The sequence below is a fragment of the Dasania sp. GY-MA-18 genome (assembly GCF_024734385.1).
GTDB lineage: Bacteria > Pseudomonadota > Gammaproteobacteria > Pseudomonadales > Dasaniaceae > Dasania > Dasania phycosphaerae.
The window spans coordinates 188,383-205,709 of record NZ_JANHAP010000002.1; the positions used below are offsets into that span (position 1 = coordinate 188,383).

Sequence of the window (17,327 nt, forward strand, 5' to 3'; positions counted from 1 at the left end):
CAAATACTCAATGTGATTTGAGGAATTGTTTTTAACATATTGATTTTGTTATCTTATTTTCTGTTAGCGCGACTGTCGCCTACTATTGTATGTAGTGCCTGTGGCAGGGTCAACGACGGCGATTAAAAGTGATTTTTCCACTCGCGTATCACGGCAAAGGTTTCGGCCTCGCTTAATTCATTGTGGCCGCTGTGTTGTTGCGCGCTCTGGCGTAGTTCAGGGCTGTGGCAGCGTAAAAAAGGGTTGCTGGCCAGCTCGGTGGCGATGGTGCTGGGCAGGGTGGGTAAGCCGGCCTGGCGCTTGCTGCTATCAGACGCTATGCGAGCTAGCAGCTGGGGGTTGTTGGGCTCTAGTGCTTTGGCAAAGGCGAGGTTGGCCATAGTGTATTCATGGGCGCAGTACACTAGGGTGGCTGGCGGCAGTGCGGCCAGTTGTGCCAGTGAGTTTTGCAGCATGGCGGCATCACCTTCAAATATGCGGCCACAGCCGCCGGCGAATAAGGTGTCGCCGCAAAACAGCCGTGGTTGCTGCGCTAACTCAGGGCAGAAGTAGGCAATGTGATCCAGGGTGTGGCCCGGTACCGCGAGAATCTCAAAGCTTAGCCCTAGCAGTTGCAGTTGATCGCCTGCGTTGAGGTAGTGGTCTATACCGTCAATATTGGGGTTATGAGGCCCGTACACCTGGGCATGGTAGTGGCTTTTTAATAGAGCTAGGCCGTTGACGTGGTCGTAATGATGGTGAGTAATGAGTATATGGCTGAGCTGCAGCTGGTGCTGCTCTAAAAAGTCCATTACTGGCAAGGCCTCGCCGGGGTCTACCACTAGCGCCTGTTTGGATACGCTGTGGTATAAACACCAAATATAATTGTCGTCAAAGGCGGGAATTGCTTCTATGGTTAACATATGATCGCTGGCTTTTTCGTTAGGCGCTGTGTACAGGTTAGAGACTATGCTACACCAGCTTGTAGTGGGGTCAACAAGAGAGTGGCAAAAGTGTTTGATAGGTCAAATTCATTAGTATTGCTAGGCTTAGCAATATCAAACTGAACGAATTAGGTAAACAAATGTTACGCAGTATGTTATCGGCTTGTCAGTATATTTTGGGGGCTAAAAGCAGCAAGGCACCGCCTATGGAGCTGGTGTTTCCTGCGGTAGAGCACTGGTTTGAGTCAGAGGAAGGCCAGGCTTTACTCTGCGCTGAGCAATACTTAATCAAACGCTCATTAAACACCTGCTTTGGCTACCATATCTTGCAAATGAGTGTGACGCGGCAGCGTTCACTGTGCAGCACCGCCAGGGTGCAGCATAAATTTTGCGTATACCCCGTAGCGGGTAACAAACTGGGGCAGCGGGTGGATGTGGTTAGTGATATACAGCAGCTGCCCTTTGCCAGTGGCAGTGTGGATGCGGTAGTGCTGCATCACAGCCATGAGTTTGCGGCTAAACCGCAGCAGTTGCTGCGCGAAGTGGAGCGGGTGATGGTTAATGGGGGCCACTTAATCGTGGTGGGCTTTAACCCGTATTCGCTGATGGGCTTACAGAGTGCACTTAGCCGTTATTTCCCGCGTAGTATTTGGCATAATAAAACCTTTAGCCATTACCGCATGGAGGATTGGTTATCGCTATTGGGCTTTCAGGTTACCCAGCGCCAATTTGGTTACCATCGCTTTGCTGGCAACCGAAAAAAATCGCGCAGTAAGTTTTGGCGCTTTATTAATCGCTGTTTAATAGTGGCGACAAAAAAATTACCCTTGGGCAGTTTTTACTGTATAACGTCGGTGAAACAAGAGGCGGCCATGACCCCAGATCATAGCCGCTGGCGCACAGCTAGCACGGGTTTTACCAGCTTGCGGCCCAAGGCCAATATACGGCAAGGTAAGGTTATCCCCTTTAAAAAAACATAAGCATAATTAATTCATTAAGGTTTTAGTTTGAAAAAAATAGAAATATTTACCGATGGCGCCTGTAAAGGAAACCCAGGCCCAGGTGGTTGGGGGGCGTTATTGCGTTACCAAGGCAATGAAAAAGCGCTATGGGGTGGTGAAAAAAACACCACCAATAATAGAATGGAATTAATGGCGGCCATAGAGGCGCTAAAGTCTTTAAAAGAGCCCTGCCAGGTGCAGCTAACCACTGACTCCCAATATGTACGCAAAGGCATTAGTGAGTGGATGCAGAACTGGAAAAAACGCAACTGGCTAACCGCTAGCAAAAAACCAGTAAAAAATGTTGATTTATGGCAGGCCCTGGATGCCGAAGCCAATCAGCATCAAATAGAGTGGCATTGGGTGAAAGGCCATAGCGGACATAGAGAAAATGAAATTGCCGACCAATTAGCCAACCGTGGCATTGAAGAGCTGTAAGGGTTAATAAGCATGCGACAAGTTGTATTAGATACTGAAACCACCGGCCTTGAATATCGCGAGGGCCACAGGATTATAGAAATCGGTTGCGTGGAACTGGTGGATAGAAAGCTTACCGGCAGGCACTATCATCAATACATTAATCCCAATCGCGAGGTTGAGCAGCAGGCTATAGAAGTACACGGTATTACCAATGAGTTTTTGGTAGATAAACCGCAGTTTGCGCAAATCGCCCACGAATTTTTAGACTTTGTAAAAGGTGCGGAGCTGGTTATACACAACGCGCCTTTTGATATGGGATTTTTAAATCACGAGCTTAGCCTTTTTGATAAAAGCCTGGGGCAGTTAGAGCAGTACTGTGGTGTGTTAGATACCCTAGCCCTAGCTAGAAAAAAACACCCCGGCCAGCGCAATACCCTGGATGCTTTATGTTCGCGCTATGGGGTGGATAACTCCCAACGTGATTTACACGGCGCTTTATTGGATTCGGAAATCCTGGCGGATGTTTATTTACTGATTACCGGTGGCCAAACGAATTTATTACTGGCCGACGAAGAAAATAATAAAGAGTCGGGAGGGACAGCTGAGATACGGCCCATAGCCGCAGACCGTGCGCCCCTAAAAGTGATTATGGCCTCCGAGCAGGAGCTGGCTATGCACGAACAGCGCTTGGATGAGGTGGAGAAAAAAAGTGAGGATGGCTGCCTGTGGCGCAGCTAAGTGGCTTAACTATTTTGAATGCCTATTAAAACAATTGATATATACGATGCTGGCCAAAGTCTTGGCTTAAGCCCTTAATACAAACCACCGTGCTCTGCTCGTTATGTAGTGTTAGCGCCAGGGTTTTTCCTTTCCAGCAGGGCTCGCTGTTCTGCGTCAATAAAAAATATTGTTTATCGTGGCAATAAAGTAGTGCTTTGTTATGAGGCGGTAACGCCTCGTTAATAGTGGCGCCGGTAAAGTGCTGGGCCAGTTTGCTAAGTGCTAGCTCTATCAGCTTAGGCTGGCTGCGGGTGATTCTAGTGACAACTGCCAGTTGTGATTCAGGCTGCGCTTGTCCTTCTTGCTGGCGACTAATAATAACTGGCTGGCCTATATTGAGTTTGGCCGTCAATTTGGCGGCTGCTGTTTGCAGGCAGAGCTGCTCGTCATCGTCGACAGCGGCAGCCCAAGGGCATGAGCTGGCCTTGGGAGGCTGAGGCAATTCAATGTCAGCGCTAGTTTGCTGGCTTTTAAGGTTTTGCTTGTAGCTAAAAAGGTTGTGGCTAAAGCAATCGTTAAAGCCGCAGAATAAGGAAATGTTAAGGGGCTGATAGAGAGAGTAATAGCCTAACGTTTGTTGCTTTGAGTAGGCCGCTAGTTGGCTGAATAAGGCGCTCTGCGCGGCAAAGCTAGCATTAGCTGGTTGTTTGCTGTTGGTAGTGCCTAGTCGTTTTAATTGTTGTAGGTAGTCTGCCTTGATGGCGGCGGTAAACTTGGCTAAATCTAAACCTATGCCCTCAGCGCCCTGCAATTGGGTAGCTGGCGTAAACTGCATAGCTGCGCTGTGATGGCTGGGGATAAAGTGGCAGTCCTGCACTGGCTTGTGTGGCTGAGCACTGAGTTGGAATAAACTGATTTGCTGCAGTGCAGCCAGTAACTGGTCGATCACCTCTTGGTGTAGCCGGGTGTTGATACTGCCAAAATCTACTAGCAGCATTAGCTGGTAGCGCCGGTATAGCGTTTTGAGGCTGCTAGGGCTGTTGCTGCAGAGGCTGGTTTGCGGCTGCTCTATAAGCTCAGGCTCGTAGCAGCTCAGCGCATAAAACAGGCTGTTGAGGGTTTTTATAGAGCTGCTGGGCAGCGGGGCAAGCATGGCGCTGTATAGCCACTGCTCTAAGCATAGCCAGTCGATCAAGCTATAAGCCAGCGCATTGGCTTTGCTGCGTTGCGGCCCATAAATCAGGTTGCTGGCTTGGTACAGGGGCATATAAAGCTGTTTATAAAGCGCAATCATGCTTTTAGTAATGCTTTTGATGGCTTCGAGTTGCTCATTCTGCGAAGTGTTTTTGTTGGCTGCAGGTTGCTTGTGGCAGCTTTCAATATAGCTTTTAAATAAAGGGGCTAATACTAGGCTGTAGCTTTCGGTGAGTTGTTGTTTTTTGCCCCTAGCTAATGCGCATTTTGCAATTTTATTGAGCTCTACGCTGGCGGTGTTGAAGAGCTGATCATTACTGATACCTTTGCTGCTAAAGCGTTTTTTAATCTCATAGGGGCTGAGTATGGGCTCGAACTGGCTTTTGGGTTTTAGTTTTAAGGCCTTGTAATCTAGCTCTATGCTGCGTTGCGGTAAGCTGCGGCCAAAATATTCATTAAGGCGGATGGCTAATTTTTGCCATTGGTATTTTCCTAGCAGCTGGCAGCATAGCCAAAGTTGTTGGGCATTTTTTTTACCGCTGGGCAGTGCTGGGCGTTGCGCTACTGGCAGGGTGGAGGTAAATGATTGTGCTGCCGTGAGTTGCTGTGACAATAGCGTGCTTGGATTAAGTTTAGGCCTGCTTAAGTAGGGCAGTTGCTTGCCGTCTTTACTGAACAGGTGATGTCCTGCTTGAAATTTTTGTTGCTGGCTATGAGGGCTGATAAAGTCATTTAGCTCTATAGCCGCGGGTTTATTATAGGTTTTTGCCGGTGGTTCAGGGGGCGGTTCGGATTCTGTTTTAGAAGCAATTGCATTGGGGGCCTGCGATTCATCGCTAGCGCTTAGCTTTTTATTGGCCTGCGTTTGGATTAATGCTTGATCGAGCTCATCCTCACTGCTAAATAAGGCGTCCTCATAAAACTCTTTCCCTTCTACGGCAATTTCATAGTCCGAATATTTATCGGTGGCGGCCGTGAGGGCGGTGGTATTTTCGGCGGTAATTTCCGCAGTTTCTATAATCAGCTGATTACTAGGGGGAGACTGTGACTTAGCTGGCTCAGCGTTTTTACTGGTGTTACCGGTGTGATTGCTGGGCTTGGTCATGGGGAGGTGTCATAGGGTAGTGAGACAGGGGTGTTAAAAAAAAGGCCTGTAAGCAATGCTTACAGGCCCTGATGCGCTTACTACAGTAAGTAGGCTACAGCGTAAAGACCTACGCCGCCCAGTACAAATGTATAGGGCAGTGCCATCCATACCATCTTGCCATAGGACAGGCGAATTAAAGGTGCCAGTGCTGAGGTTAGCAAGAATAAAAAGGCAGCCTGGCCGTTAGGGGTGGCTACGCTGGGCAGGTTGGTGCCCGTATTTATTGCTACCGCGAGCATATTAAATTCTTCGCGGGTAATAGTGCCAGCATCTAATGCAGCTTTCACTTCGTTGATGTAGACCGTAGCCACAAACACATTGTCACTAATCATAGACAGTATGCCGTTAGCTAGGAAGAACATACTAGGCCTTACCGCAGCGTCCATGGCCAGTACATAATCAATAATAGGGCTGAACAAGTGCTGGCTATGGATAACCGCAACAATGGCGAAAAATACGACCAATAAAGCGGTGAAGGGGAGTGACTCTTCAAAGGCGTGGCCAATTTGATGCTCTTCAATAATGCCGTTAAAGGCGGTGAGTAGCACGATAATGCACAGGCCTATGATACCCACTTCAGCAATATGAAAGGCCAGGGCCAGAACTAAAAACAAGGCCACCACAGCTTGTATAACTAGGCTCGCGGTGTCGCGTTTAGTGCGCTTGCTTTCTTCTTCTTGAGCAAACTCTTCTAGTACTGAGCGTACTGATGAGGGCAGCTGAGCACCATAGCCAAACTTGCCGGTAATCTCTAGTAGTAAGCAGCAGATTAGACCGGCCGCCAATACTGGCATGGTCACCGGTGCCATAACTAGGAAGAATTCTACAAAGCTCCAACCTGCGCGTTGGGCAATTAACAGGTTTTGTGGTTCACCTACCAACGTACAAACGCCACCTAAGGCTGTACCTACTGCGCCATGCATTAACAGGCTGCGTAAAAAGGAACGGAATTGCTCTAAGTCTTCGCGGTGGTATTCAATCACGCCTTCATCATGGCTGTGATCGTGCTTGCTGTGTGCGGGTTTGCCCGAAGCGACCTTGTGGTATACCGAGTAAAAGCCCACACCCACGGTGATCAGTACCGCGGTGACAGTTAAGGCGTCTAAGAAAGCACTTAGTACCGCAGCTGCAATAGAAAAGAGTAGGGATAGTACTATTTTGGAGCGCACGCCCAACAGTATTTTAGTGAATACAAAGAGCAGTAGCTTTTGCATAAAGTAAATACCGGCGACCATAAATACCAGCAGCAAAATAACCTGCAGGTTGGCGGCAACTTCTTCATAAACCGCTGAGGGGCTGGCCATGCCTAAGGCAATTGCCTCTATAGCTAGTAAACCACCAGGCTGTAGGGGGTAGCACTTTAGTGCTAAAGCCAGGGTGAAAATAAACTCCAGTATCAATATCCACCCGGTCACAAAAGGACCTACGGTATAGAGTAAAAAGGGGTTGGCTACGAGGAATGCAATAATGGTCAGCTTGTACCAACTGGGTGATTGCCCCAGAAAATTTTGCATAAATGCTTGTGGCATAGTGTGTGCCATAGTGGCTCCTTTAGTCTTATAGGTTGCGAGCTAAATATTAGCAGGCGTCATTAATACATTGAAATATAATACTTTTCTAGCACTTTGCAGTGTAATTTAATAGTTTGGTCATAAAAACTACTCTTAGGGGTGAAAATTGGCTGTTAATTGACCTTGCTGTAACTAGTCTCTTGATTTTCTGTTTTTAAAAAGGTCTTATTGCAAACATAACAAAGACTTAGCGCACAGATTAGCAGTAAAAAGACAGGTTAATTAGCAAAATGGCGCTATACTAGGCAGCTAACAATAACAGTTCGGTGCTAAGCCTTACACCTAGCATCGGGTAGCTTAAAACCTAATTCGTGTATAGCAGTTATAAGCCCTAACTTTCCAACAGGGTTCTTTCTTAAGGAGCAAGTGTGTCTCTGGATGTAGCAATAAATCTTAATTCGCTGAAACTGGTTAAAGAAGAGCTGGGCAATACCCTGGCACATGCCAGTACCGAGTTTGAGGCTTTTCTAGCCAATGACGATGAACCAGCTCATGCCGAACAGGCGCTAACAGCGATACAGCAGGTTGCGGGTACGTTTAGGCTGCTGGAGTTTCCCGGGGCGGCGCTACTGGCTGACGAAATGGCCACCACCTTAAGCGCACTGATAGACGGTAAAATAAAAAGTAACGAGGCGGTGCTGGGGGCTATCACCCACAATTTATTTGTGCTGCCACGTTACATAGAGTACATAGGCATACGCAAAGCTGCACTGCCCAGTTTATTAATCCCCTATATCAATGAGCTGCGCATGGTGCGCAAAGACGCGCTGTTACCTGAATATCACTTTGTGGGCTTTGAGGTTTCGGCTAGCCCCGATTTAGGCGAGGGTGACCCCCAGTTAAGCTTATTGTTTAATTCTATAGCGCGTTTACGCCATATGTATCAGGTAGGGTTCCTGGGCTTAATCAGCGAAAAGCGCCCCAGCCCTTATTTTGCCCAGTTAATATTGCGCGCTCTATCCCGTGTGGATGCCATGTTAGTAGGGCATCAAGGGCGTGAATTATGGTATTTAGCCAAGGGCTTTGCCAGCTGTTGGGCGGCCAGCCCGCTAGAGCCAACCCTCAATAGAAAACGAATACTGTCAGCCATAGAAGGGCAGTTCAGGCAATTGCTTGCCAAGGGCGAAGAGGCGCTAAGCCAGGATAACGCCCAGTTGAAAAAAGACTTGCTGTTTATCATAGCCAACACGGACACGGATGATGCCTGCGTGCAGGCGATTAAGCAGGCCTATGCTTTGCCAGCCATGACCATGAGTAATGCCCAGCTTGCTGAGCAGCGTGAGCGCATGTACGGCCCCAGCTTAGACACTATGGAGTCGGTGGTTAAAGTTATTAAGGAGGAAATCAGGCACACCAAGGATATACTGGAAATCGCCTCACAAAATCACGCCATTCAGCCAGATGACCACCAAAGTTTGCAAGAGCTAGTCACGCGTATTGCCGACACCCTGAGTATGTTAAACCTCTCCGGTCCCAGGGCGTTACTGCAGCAGGAGCTAGAGCATATTAAGAGCTGGTCGCAGCAGTCTGATGGTGGCGAGAGTGCAGCTTTTCACAATACCGCCGATACCTTGTTATTTATCGAAGGGGCTTTATCCAGCTTAGAGCGGCGGGAAATTACTGTTGACGAGTTAAATAATGCCGGTGACGATACCCGCAAAAAAATTATTGCCGAAAGCCATTTAGCAGAGGCGCAGCGCGTGGTATTGGAAGAGGCCGAGGCTGGAATAGCTTTGTCTAAGCGAGCCATTAGTTCTTATGTGGAGTCCAATTTTGACGCCGGCCATATCGCCAATATAGCTGTTACCCTCAATACTGTGCGTGGAGGCTTGTTGGTATTAAACTACAGCCGCGCAGCTGCCATATTAAAAAGCTGTGGCGCGTTTATTGATAGCCATATACACAATAAAAACGCCAGTGCTCACCGGCACCAGCTGCTGGAAACTCTGGCGGATGCCTTGATCAGTATGGAATACTATTTGGGAGAGGTGGCCAGTGGCCACAAGGTTAATGATAAAATATTAAGCGTGGCCGAAGAGAGCTTGGCGGCTTTGGGTTTCGAAGTAGAAGCCGTTTCATAGCTGCTGGCGGCGGTAAAATAACAACAATAAATAGCGATTAGGAATCTATATGGTTTATATGGCATTAACGGCAGGCATAGTGATTATTGCGATCACCATTGCCGTTATCGCAGCTAAGACCCTGTTTAAACGCAGCTGGTTACTGGGTTGGTTGCGCGGCAGTGGTGGTTTGCTATTGCTGCTGCTAGCTGCGCTTATGGTGTTGTCGGCATTAGATATATACAGCTACCGTCAATACGAAAAGAATAAAGCGATTGCCAATGTTAGTTTTAGCGAGTTAGCGCCTCAGCATTTCAAGGCCTCACTGATAGGGGATGATGGGGTAGAGCACAGCTATGAATTGAGAGGTGATCTTTGGCAGCTGGATGTGCGCTTATTAACTTGGTCTAAAACTTTTGCGCGCATGGGCTTACTGCCGGGCTACCGCTTAGACCGCTTAAGTGGCCGTTACGTTTCGCTAGAGGAAGAGAAGTTCTCGCCAAGAACCGTGCATTCGCTATGGCAAAGTGATTCAGGTTTGGATGTATGGGCCTTGTTACATGAATACGGCAAGAATTTCTCATTGCTGGAAAGTAGTTACGGCAGCGCCACCTATTTGCCTATGAAGGATGGTGCCTTATATGCTGTCAAACTTACCCCTAATGGCTTGGCCGCCAGCCCCTTAAATGACAGGGCCAAACAGGCTATAGCCAACTGGCAATAGCGGCTAGCAAAGCGGTTGAAATACTATCTTGACTTGCCGCAGCACCGCAGACACACTACCCAGGCTCGCTAGGCGGGCCTTTTTATTATCTAGTATATAGAGGTGTTTTTTGGAGTTTTTAACCAGTTACGGACTATTCCTGGCAAAATCAGTTACCTTTGTGGTGTTGTTATTGATTGCAGTGGCAGGGCTGATTGCGATTAGCAGCAAAAGCAAAAAAGAAGCCAGCGGCTCTATAGAGGTCGAGGCTTTAAATGATAGCTTTGATGATATGGAAGAAATTATCAAAGAGGCAGTGTTAAGCCACGATCAGCTTAAGGCTGAGCATAAAGCACAAAAGAAAATCGATAAAGAGCAGGCCAAGGCGCGCAAGAAAAACCCCGAGGCTGATACTAAAAAACGAGTCTACGTGCTTAATTTCGACGGTGATATGAAAGCCTCTGCGGTGGAAAACCTCAGGGAAGAAATTACTGCTCTGTTGACTATGGCCAAACCCGAAGATGAAGTGGTGCTGCGTTTAGAAAGCCCTGGCGGTTTGGTGCACAGCTATGGCTTGGCGGCCTCGCAATTAATGCGTATTAAAAACAAATCCATACCCTTGACCATTGCTGTTGATTCAGTGGCAGCCAGTGGCGGCTATATGATGGCCTGCGTAGGCGATAAAATATTAGCGGCGCCTTTTGCGGTGATTGGTTCTATAGGGGTACTGGCGCAGCTGCCCAATTTTCATCGCTTACTCAAGAAAAACGATATAGATTTTGAGTTGTTCACCGCCGGTGAGCATAAACGCACAGTCACTATGTTTGGTGAAAATACCGAGAAGGGTAAGGCCAAGTTTACTGAAGAGCTGGAAGATACCCACGCCTTGTTTAAAAGCTTTGTTGCCGACAATCGCCCACAAGTGGCTATAGATGATGTTGCTACCGGTGAAATCTGGTATGGCAGCCGGGCGCTAGAGCGTAATTTAGTCGATAGTTTGCAAACCAGTGACGAGTACTTACTGTCGCTGCGTAATGATTGTGATATTTATGAGATTAACTTCACTCACAAAAAGACCTTGCAAGAAAAGCTAGGTTTAGCGGCTGAGGCGGTAGTTGATAGGACGTTGATGAAATTGTGGAGCCATGCTAACCCTAACCAGCAGCGTTAGGGTTTAGTTATCAACCGCTTCTATATGTTGCCAGTCGGCCACTTGATATTTGTCTAACAGCGCCTGTAGCTGGCCAGTTTTTCTTAGTTGTTCTATGCCAGCGTTAATTAATGTTATGTACTGTATAGACTTGGGGTTGTTAGGGGAACAGGCAATATATATTTTGCTCATAGTGTTGGCGTAACCTGCTATTTGCAACTTATCTTGCCATTGTTGCTTGGCTAGTACTTGCGTAATCACGGTACGTGAGCCTAATACCACATCAAGTTTGCCCTGCATTAATGCTAAAAGGTTATTCTCCAGGGCATATTTACCTTTTGCGGCGATCACCCGGTCGCTAGTTCTATTGGCTTTAATATAAGCATCAATATCATTTTTATAAGCGTAGCCGTTGATTACGCCTAGGCGCTGCTGCGCCAATGAGTCCACATGCTGATAGCGCCAGGGCTCGTTTATACGGGTATAAAAAGCCATTTGATCGACGGCGTGATGCTGGTCTGAAAAAATAAAATCCGGGGCATCACTCTTATAGGCGCCCACTATACAATTTTTTTTGCCTTGGCGTACTAGGTCTATGGAGTGTTGCCAGGACATAATTTGGTAGTTGAGGCTGTGGCCGCCTTGCTCTAGTCCATAGCGTGCCATTTCTATCATGTAGCCGGGGTCAGGGGCATTGGGTATGCCGTTGAAGGGGTACCAGCGGTCAGAGACGATTGTAACCTCATCAGCTACGCCGCCTACGGCCATTAAGCTATAGGCTAGCAGTAGTATGATTGGGAGACGCTGTTTTCGCATCGAGTTTTTATCTCGGTAAATAAGTCTCATGGCTCAGCTGCTGTTGAGCAATGGGGTAATTCACGGTTATTGTCATTATTAGTGCGATTAGCCGCTCATCCTAGCCTTTGGAGGCAGGGAATAGCATAGGTATTTGCCCTTACATAGTTGCGGCGGCGGGGGTATAGGTGGAATAGTCTTCCATCTTGGTGTTGCTCTTTATTTCATGCTGCCATTGTTGTTTTTGTGAGCGGGCTCTGAGCTCCTGCATAAACTGATAACGGCGCTGGGTAACTTCGTTGATGTGCTGATCATCTTTTAAAATAATGGGGTGTATAAACACCATCAAATTCTTTTTAACATGATCGGTACTACTGCTGCTAAACAGTGCGCCCAAGATGGGGATGCTGCCCAGCACAGGTACTCTTTCTTCTTTTTCGGTGAGTTCATCGCTGATTAAGCCTCCCAGCACCAGCATTTGGCCGTCTTTAATCAGTGCCTTGGTAATGATTTCACGTTTATTGGTAATAAGGTCTGAGGCGGTAGCCAAGGAAGGGGCTATGCTTTCAGTTTTTTGTTTGATCTCTAGGGTGATGGAGTCACCGCGGTTAATTCGCGGTGTAACCACTAATGAGATCCCCACATCTTGACGCTCTATGGTGGTAAAGGGGTCATTAGTGGAAGAGGAGCTACCAGTAGCCTGGCCGGTAATAAAAGGCACGTTTTGACCTACTAACAACGAGGCCTCTTCGTTATCTATAGCCACCACGGTAGGGGTGGATAAAATATTGGCTTTAGTGGTGGCGTCTAGTGCACGTATGGCGGCCTGTAAGTCGCCATTATCAAAATAGCCGAAAGTTAAACCACGGCCGGGAACAAACTGGCCATCGATTTCGCCACCGGCGGTTAAATCCCCCAGCGTATTCACGGCGCCAGCTACACCGTCACCGACATTGCTTAAATCTTCGCTTACCCAAGAGATGCCCAGATCTTCACCTACATCACCGCTCACTTCTACTACCAGCGCCTCAACCAATACCTGGGCGCGGCGTATGTCTACTTGCTGGATAACTCGCTTCATGGTGTTAAGCATGGCGGGGGGCGCATTGATAATCAGCGCATTGGTGGTGGCGCTAGACTCTATGCTGATAGCGGAGGTGGTTTCTTTTTTGTCACTTTGTATGCTGCTGGATAGGCTTTTTAATATGGGCACTAATTCCTTGGCGTCGACATAATGCAGGTAAATAACCTGAGTATTGCCATCACCCATTAATTCGGTATCAAGTTGGGCCACCAATTTTTTAATTTGCGCACGTTTACTGGCCTCGCCAGCGACTAACAAACTGTTGCTGCGCTCATCCATAGACAGGCTCAGCTGCTGGCTGTCGTTGCCGCTATTGGCTGGGATTAAGCTTTGCAGGCTATTTAATATATCGGCAGCGTTGGCGTACTTGAGTTTGATTAATTCAATTTCACTGTCGCCGGATTGGTCTAATTCGGTGATGAGTTTTCGTATGTGATTAATATTGTTGTAGCGGTCGGCAATAATCAGGCTGTTACTTTCGGGGTTGGCGCTGAGCACTGCCTCTTTGCTGATTAATGGCCGTAGGTTAGCGACTAGCTTTTGCGCGGATATATGTTGGACTTTGACGACGCTCACCACCATGTCGGCATTTTGGCCGCTGTTTTTGGCCAGCGTTAAGCCGCTGGTGGCAATATTTTTAGGGATGATCTTTAGCGCCTGCTCGGTCTCTATTGCGGCGTAGCCATGCACGTCCAGCACCGATAAAAAAACCTGATAGGCGTCTTTGCGCGATAGCGGTTCCGGCGAGATAACCGTCACATTGCCCTGTACTTCTTTGTGCACCACGATGTTTTTGCCGGTATTGTCAGCAACCCATTGGATTAATGCACGTATATCGGCGTCTCGCATATTCATGCGCAACTTGTCGTCTGCCCAGCTGCTGTTAATCATTAGTAGGCAGCAAAGCAGGGCATAGAGCTGTGAGCGGTAATTAAACATGGGGGTAGCTATTCCTTATCGGCTTACGCGTTTGCGTAATTCTTGTAGCCTTTGTTGTATTAATTGCTTTCTTTTTTCGTCACTAAGCTGTGTGCTGTTGTTCTGCTCGGTGGCCGCTGTCGTGGTAGAGCTTAGGCTGTCAGTAGCGCTGCTGGGAAAATACAGGGTTTCAAGATTGTCATTGGTAGAGAGTATCACCCTGTCACTGTACACCGCTTTTAATTCGGTTTGGCCAAATAATACACTGCCAATTTTATAGTGCTTGGCTTTTTGATCGACGCCTTCAATAATGGCGGACGCCTTACTGGGGTCGCTGGCGGTAAATGCACCTCTTAAAACCAGCTGCAGTTTGGTTTTAGGTAGCTCTATATCGCTAAGCTGAGTAGCGTTGCTGCTGCCAAACAAGGCAGCATCCACAATATAGGCGCTATAGTTAGTTAGGCTTAACGGTTTACTGGGTTTTACTGGCGTGTTGTTAGCAGTGCTGGGCTTAGTCAACTGCAGGGCGCTGTATGCCTCGAGCCCCATGGCTAATAGGGCCAGTAGCAACAATAGGCCTGCGCAGTATCTAGCCAAGGTTTTTTGGTTGATACTGGCTAGGTAATGTTGAAGTTTGATGTTCACAGCGGTTAAACCACCTTGTTGCCTGATCATGTGCATAACTGGCTATACCCAGCGCTATTATTATGTAGCCACTATACCCCAAAGCGCTGGCCAGTGGCATGCTTGTATGGGTATTAATGTTGTTAATTGTAGCAGTGACTTAGCGAAGTTTCTTAACGTATTTTACAGCTTGTTGAACTATCTTTATTATCGGTCACAATGTAGTAGCAGTTGCCTTAACGGTTACGCTAACAATAACCTTAAATTTTAACCAGCATGTCCACGTAATACTGTGACATGGGAACAAAACATGGCAGATCAGAATTCGGCTTTTCAAAACATCCCCTTTGCCTATGCAAAAAAGAATGCTGTTTTTGTTAAGGCCGGGGCTGGCCAGCAAGCTCAGGTTTGTCATAAAAATCCTTTGCCCTTAATGGTTTACGCTGAGCTGCGGCGTTATTTTGGCGGCAGCTTTCAATCTACCTTGCTCAATAGTGCCGATTTTGATCAGCAATTAGCAGCCGCCTATGAGCGCGACTCCTCCGAAGCCATGCAAATGGTTGAGAACCTGGGTGACGAGATAGACTTGGCCAGCATAGCCGATGCCGTGCCCGAGGCTGAGGATTTGCTTGAGCAGGAAGGTGATGCCCCTATTATTCGCCTCATTAACGCAGTGCTGGCCGAGGCGGTGAAAGAAAATGCCTCTGATATTCATATAGAGAGTTTTGAAAAACGTTTAGTGATACGTTTTCGCATAGACGGTGTGCTGCGCGAAGCGGTCGAGCCGAAACGAGAATTGGCCCCGTTGTTGGTGTCGCGCTTAAAGGTTATGGCCAAGCTAGATATAGCCGAGAAGCGCATCCCCCAGGATGGTCGCATCTCGTTGCGAGTAGGTGGCCGCGAGATAGATGTGCGGGTATCCACCATGCCCTCCAGCAATGGCGAGCGAGTCGTGCTGCGTTTACTGGACAAGCAAGCCGGGCGCTTAAATTTAAAATCCTTGGGCATGCCTAAATATTTACACAAAAATACCGCCCACTTATTGCGTAAGCCTCACGGCATTATCTTGGTGACGGGGCCTACCGGTTCCGGTAAAACCACCACCTTGTACGCGGGTCTGGCCGAGATTAACGATGCCTCTCGCAACATACTCACCGTCGAAGACCCCATAGAATACAACCTGGAGGGCATAGGCCAAACCCAGGTAAATGTTAAAGCCGATATGACTTTTGCTCGCGGCCTGCGTGCCATGCTGCGGCAAGACCCAGACGTAGTGATGGTGGGTGAGATACGCGATCTAGAGACTGCCGAAATAGCTGTGCAGGCCAGTCTTACCGGCCACTTAGTGCTCTCTACTTTGCACACCAATACCGCCGTAGGGGCGATTACCCGGCTGCGGGATATGGGCATAGAGTCTTTTCTGTTGGCCTCGAGCTTAGTGGGGGTTATCTCGCAGCGCCTGGTGCGGGTGCTGTGCCCACACTGCAAGCAGCAGCAACAACCCAGCGTGTTAGAGCGTGAGTTTTTGGGGGAGTTATTAACCCCCGACACCATTTTATATGCGCCTGTAGGTTGCGATGAATGTAATCATTTGGGCTACAGTGGCCGCCAAGGTATCTATGAATTATTGGTAGTGGATGAGGCTCTGCGCGAACTGATACACGCCGATGCCAACGAATCAGAGCTGATTAAGCAGCTGCGCCAGCACTCACCCAGCATACGCAGCGACGGTCGCCAGCGGGTGTTGGCAGGTATTACCACCGTAGAAGAAGTGATTCGCGTCACCCACGAGGAATAAGCATGGCGGCCTTTTCCTATCTGGCATTAACTCCGCAAGGCAAGCAATCTAAAGGCGTATTAGAGGGCGATAGTACCAGGCAAATTCGCCAGCAACTGCGTGAGCAGCAGTTAACCCCCTTAGAGGTTAAACCGCTGGTAAACGATAACACTGCAACCCCCGCCAAAAGGCTGAGCCGCAGCCCTAAACTCAGCGTCGCGGATTTGGCCATGCTGACTAGGCAGCTAGCCACCCTGGTGCAGGCCAGCTTACCGTTAGAAGAGGCGCTCAATACCGTTGCCAAGCAAAGTGAGCGTGCCAAGGTGCGGGGCATTATTTTATCGGTGCGCTCAAAAGTGTTAGAGGGCCATAACTTAGCTTCCAGCATGGCGGAGTTCCCCAATGCCTTCCCCGCTTTGTTTCGCGCCACCATCGCGGCCGGTGAGCATGCCGGACATTTAGATCTGGTGTTAAATAAACTGGCTGATTATTGTGAAAACAGCTATGCCTCTAGGCAAAAAGCCATGTTGGCGCTGCTATACCCCATACTGCTATTTATTATGGCGGTAGCCATAGTGGCGGGGCTAATGGCCTTTGTGGTGCCCGATGTAGTAGAGGTGTTTGTCGGCCAGGGGCAGGCGCTGCCTGCACTTACTAGCGGCTTAATTGCCTGCAGTAATTTTGTGGTGGACTACGGTTTGTTCATGCTAGTGGCGCTGATCGCGGCGATCATAGCTTTCAAAGCTGCGTTGAATAACGCTGGTTTTCGCCTGTGGGTAGATAAGCAATTGCTGCATCTGCCATTGCTGGGGCGGCTAACCCGCGGCGGTAACTGTGCGCGCTATGCCAGCACTTTATCGATATTAACCACCAGCGGTGTGCCCTTGGTAGAGGCCATGCAAATTGCGGCGCAGGTTATGGCCAATAGTTTTTTAAAGCAGCGGGTGGTGGCTGCGGCCCAGCAGGTGCGCGAAGGGGGCAGTTTGCACCGGGCCTTGGAGCAGTGCGGCTATTTCCCTCCTATGATGGTGCATATGATAGCCAGTGGTGAGCTTAGTGGTGAGCTGGACACTATGCTGGGCCGGGTGGCAGAGCATCAGCAAAAAGAGCTGGATAATTTAATCGCCACCTTGGTGGGCTTTTTTGAGCCTGCCATGTTGTTGTTTATGGGCTGTGCGGTGTTATTGATAGTCGTCGCTATACTGCAGCCTATTTTTGATCTCAATACTTTGATTTAGCG

General features: G+C 48.4%; 14 protein-coding genes. 8 read left to right on the top strand and 6 right to left on the bottom strand.

Going from position 1 to position 17,327, the window contains the following annotated elements; translation table 11 throughout:
• Nucleotides 1-122: 122 nt before the first annotated feature.
• A complete protein-coding gene (gene gloB, locus NO559_RS03300; RefSeq protein ID WP_258330365.1) occupies nt 123-902 on the bottom strand; it encodes a hydroxyacylglutathione hydrolase in 780 nt (259 codons plus the stop codon).
• A 161-nt stretch (nt 903-1,063) separates the two neighbouring features.
• On the opposite strand from gloB, the gene NO559_RS03305 reads away from it, so the two are divergent.
• Genes NO559_RS03305 through dnaQ form a run of 3 tightly spaced genes read left to right on the top strand, consistent with a single transcriptional unit; the run spans nt 1,064 to nt 3,082 of the window.
• Nucleotides 1,064-1,903 (top strand): class I SAM-dependent methyltransferase, encoded by an 840-nt coding sequence (locus NO559_RS03305; protein WP_258330366.1) that lies wholly within the window; start codon nt 1,064-1,066, stop codon nt 1,901-1,903.
• Between the two features lie 27 nt (nt 1,904-1,930).
• The gene (rnhA, locus tag NO559_RS03310; protein ID WP_258330367.1) at nt 1,931-2,362 is read left to right on the top strand and encodes a ribonuclease HI; all 432 of its coding nucleotides are present in this window, start codon (nt 1,931-1,933) and stop codon (nt 2,360-2,362) included.
• 12 nt (nt 2,363-2,374) lie between these two features.
• Complete coding sequence (gene dnaQ / locus NO559_RS03315; protein ID WP_258330368.1) at nt 2,375-3,082, top strand: DNA polymerase III subunit epsilon; 708 nt, start codon at nt 2,375-2,377, stop codon at nt 3,080-3,082.
• A gap of 25 nt (nt 3,083-3,107) precedes the next feature.
• Here dnaQ and NO559_RS03320 read toward each other — a convergent pair whose 3' ends face one another.
• Both NO559_RS03320 and nhaB read right to left on the bottom strand, forming a co-directional pair.
• The gene (locus NO559_RS03320; RefSeq protein WP_258330369.1) at nt 3,108-5,363 is read right to left on the bottom strand and encodes a hypothetical protein; all 2,256 of its coding nucleotides are present in this window, start codon (nt 5,361-5,363) and stop codon (nt 3,108-3,110) included.
• A gap of 80 nt (nt 5,364-5,443) precedes the next feature.
• The gene (gene nhaB / locus NO559_RS03325; RefSeq protein WP_258330370.1) at nt 5,444-6,946 is read right to left on the bottom strand and encodes a sodium/proton antiporter NhaB; all 1,503 of its coding nucleotides are present in this window, start codon (nt 6,944-6,946) and stop codon (nt 5,444-5,446) included.
• Nucleotides 6,947-7,344: 398 nt separating this feature from the next.
• Here nhaB and NO559_RS03330 point away from each other — a divergent pair, with 398 nt between their 5' ends.
• The 3 genes from NO559_RS03330 to sohB all read left to right on the top strand — a co-directional run bounded on the left by NO559_RS03330 (nt 7,345) and on the right by sohB (nt 10,910).
• Entirely contained in the window at nt 7,345-9,057 is a 1,713-nt protein-coding gene (locus NO559_RS03330; protein WP_258330371.1) for a hypothetical protein, read from the top strand.
• Nucleotides 9,058-9,106: 49 nt separating this feature from the next.
• The gene (locus NO559_RS03335; RefSeq protein WP_258330372.1) at nt 9,107-9,760 is read left to right on the top strand and encodes a cation/multidrug efflux pump; all 654 of its coding nucleotides are present in this window, start codon (nt 9,107-9,109) and stop codon (nt 9,758-9,760) included.
• 109 nt (nt 9,761-9,869) lie between these two features.
• Nucleotides 9,870-10,910, top strand: coding sequence for a protease SohB (gene sohB, locus NO559_RS03340; RefSeq protein WP_258330373.1), 1,041 nt, complete (start codon nt 9,870-9,872; stop codon nt 10,908-10,910).
• A 3-nt stretch (nt 10,911-10,913) separates the two neighbouring features.
• On the opposite strand, the gene NO559_RS03345 is transcribed toward sohB, so the two are convergent.
• The 3 genes from NO559_RS03345 to NO559_RS03355 all read right to left on the bottom strand — a co-directional run bounded on the left by NO559_RS03345 (nt 10,914) and on the right by NO559_RS03355 (nt 14,331).
• Nucleotides 10,914-11,705 (bottom strand): ABC transporter substrate-binding protein, encoded by a 792-nt coding sequence (locus tag NO559_RS03345; RefSeq protein ID WP_258330374.1) that lies wholly within the window; start codon nt 11,703-11,705, stop codon nt 10,914-10,916.
• Between the two features lie 139 nt (nt 11,706-11,844).
• Nucleotides 11,845-13,707 (bottom strand): type II secretion system secretin GspD, encoded by a 1,863-nt coding sequence (gspD, locus tag NO559_RS03350; protein WP_258330375.1) that lies wholly within the window; start codon nt 13,705-13,707, stop codon nt 11,845-11,847.
• 15 nt (nt 13,708-13,722) lie between these two features.
• Nucleotides 13,723-14,331: a type II secretion system protein N gene (locus NO559_RS03355; RefSeq protein ID WP_258330376.1), complete on the bottom strand. Its 609-nt coding sequence runs from the start codon at nt 14,329-14,331 to the stop codon at nt 13,723-13,725.
• Nucleotides 14,332-14,620: 289 nt separating this feature from the next.
• On the opposite strand from NO559_RS03355, the gene gspE reads away from it, so the two are divergent.
• The gene (gene gspE / locus NO559_RS03360) at nt 14,621-16,108 is read left to right on the top strand and encodes a type II secretion system ATPase GspE (RefSeq protein WP_258330377.1); all 1,488 of its coding nucleotides are present in this window, start codon (nt 14,621-14,623) and stop codon (nt 16,106-16,108) included.
• 2 nt (nt 16,109-16,110) lie between these two features.
• Nucleotides 16,111-17,325, top strand: coding sequence for a type II secretion system inner membrane protein GspF (gene gspF / locus NO559_RS03365; RefSeq protein WP_258330378.1), 1,215 nt, complete (start codon nt 16,111-16,113; stop codon nt 17,323-17,325).
• Nucleotides 17,326-17,327: the final 2 nt, after the last annotated feature.

What these genes read in the sequence shown, in the direction of transcription:
- NO559_RS03345 (WP_258330374.1), bottom strand. Translation starts at nt 11,705, where the DNA reads ATGCGAAAACAGCGTCTCCCAATCATACTACTGCTAGCCTATAGCTTA.
- gloB (WP_258330365.1), bottom strand. Translation starts at nt 902, where the DNA reads ATGTTAACCATAGAAGCAATTCCCGCCTTTGACGACAATTATATTTGG.
- gspE (WP_258330377.1), top strand. Translation starts at nt 14,621, where the DNA reads ATGGCAGATCAGAATTCGGCTTTTCAAAACATCCCCTTTGCCTATGCA.
- gspF (WP_258330378.1), top strand. Translation starts at nt 16,111, where the DNA reads ATGGCGGCCTTTTCCTATCTGGCATTAACTCCGCAAGGCAAGCAATCT.
- dnaQ (WP_258330368.1), top strand. Translation starts at nt 2,375, where the DNA reads ATGCGACAAGTTGTATTAGATACTGAAACCACCGGCCTTGAATATCGC.
- nhaB (WP_258330370.1), bottom strand. Translation starts at nt 6,946, where the DNA reads ATGGCACACACTATGCCACAAGCATTTATGCAAAATTTTCTGGGGCAA.
- NO559_RS03305 (WP_258330366.1), top strand. Translation starts at nt 1,064, where the DNA reads ATGTTACGCAGTATGTTATCGGCTTGTCAGTATATTTTGGGGGCTAAA.
- NO559_RS03320 (WP_258330369.1), bottom strand. Translation starts at nt 5,363, where the DNA reads ATGACCAAGCCCAGCAATCACACCGGTAACACCAGTAAAAACGCTGAG.
- gspD (WP_258330375.1), bottom strand. Translation starts at nt 13,707, where the DNA reads ATGTTTAATTACCGCTCACAGCTCTATGCCCTGCTTTGCTGCCTACTA.
- NO559_RS03335 (WP_258330372.1), top strand. Translation starts at nt 9,107, where the DNA reads ATGGTTTATATGGCATTAACGGCAGGCATAGTGATTATTGCGATCACC.